Annotated in this window: 2 protein-coding genes; both read right to left on the bottom strand. The window is 52.1% G+C overall.

The genetic code is table 11. The features are described 5' to 3' along the window. Positions 1-896, bottom strand: an 896-nt coding sequence (locus ACFRAK_RS28935) for an acetyl-CoA carboxylase carboxyltransferase subunit alpha (protein ID WP_394573188.1), incomplete at its 3' end; no start/stop codon positions are given. Continuing rightward, positions 896-1,328, bottom strand: a 433-nt coding sequence (locus ACFRAK_RS28930; RefSeq protein WP_394573187.1) for an acetyl-CoA carboxylase carboxyltransferase subunit beta, incomplete at its 5' end; no start/stop codon positions are given. The genes ACFRAK_RS28935 and ACFRAK_RS28930, both read right to left, overlap by 1 nt.

The following is a 1,328-nucleotide window of genomic DNA, read 5'->3' as shown; positions in this document are numbered from 1 at the left end:
CATGAGTCCATTACCGACAATTCGGTCAGGTGACGAACCAACGCAGCCTGGATAGATGCCGCCGTCTCCTCGTAACTGCGGTGTGCCCCACCCTTAGGCTCGGGAATAATCTCTTCAATGACTTCCATCTCCAGCAAGTCCTTCGACGTAATCTTCATCGCTTCAGCCGCCTGGTCCGCCTTGGACGCATCCTTCCAAAGAATAGACGCTGCCCCGTTAGGCGATATAACCGAATAGATCGCGTGTTCAAGCATCAGCACACGGTTGCCGACAGCCATCGCAAGAGCACCGCCGCTACCGCCTTCGCCGATGATTACACATACTACAGGCACTCCGAGTACGGACATCTCCCGCAAATTGCGGGCAATCGCCTCGGACTGACCTCGTTCTTCAGCTGTATTTCCCGGATACGCCCCCTTCGTATCAATGAAGGTGATGATCGGGCGTTTGAATTTGTTCGCTTGCTGCATCAAGCGAAGTGCTTTACGGAAGCCTTCCGGATGCGGGCTCCCGAAGAACCGCGCGATGTTATCCTTCGTATCCTTCCCGCGCTGCTGGCCGATGACCGTAACCGGTACACCATTCAACTTCGCCAATCCGCCCACTACTGCTAAGTCATCACCGTAAAGACGATCGCCGTGCAGTTCGATGAAATCGCTAAAGATTAATTGAATCAAATCAAGCGAAGTCGGTCTCTGCTGATGACGGGCAAGATGCATCTTCTGGGAAGGAGAAATCTGAGAATACACTTCTTCGTCCAATCGGGTATAACGCTCTTCCAGGCGGGCGATTTCATCTGTGAAATCAATCCCTTTCTCCTGTCCGAATTGCTTCAGTTCATCTATCTTCTTCCGCATTTCTACCAGCGGCATTTCAAAAGGTAATTCGCCTGACATCAGAATCCTCCTTTCACGGAATGCATTTCCAGCAGTTTACCGAGCATGGAACGCATATCTTTCCGATGAATAACCATGTCAAGCTGACCATGTGCCAAGTTAAATTCCGCTGTCTGGAAATCATCCGGCAGCTTCTGGCGAATGGTCTGTTCTATGACGATACGGCCTGCAAAGCCAAACACGGCTCCCGGCTCGGCCATATTGATATCACCGAGAGTAGCAAAGCTGGCGGATACTCCGCCTGTCGTTGGATCCGTAATGACCGAAATATACAATCCGCCGAGCTCGTTGAACCGTGCGAGAGCTGCACTTGTCTTTGCCATCTGCATCAAGCTGAGAATACTTTCCTGCATCCGGGCACCGCCGGATGTAGAGAAGATGATCAGCGGCAGACGCTTGTCCGTTGCAATCTCGATCGCGCGGGTGATCTTC

The sequence above is a fragment of the Peribacillus sp. NPDC056705 genome, assembly GCF_043656335.1.
The sequence above is the reverse complement of the archived record's forward strand: the minus strand, read 5'-3'. Positions and strand labels throughout refer to the sequence as shown.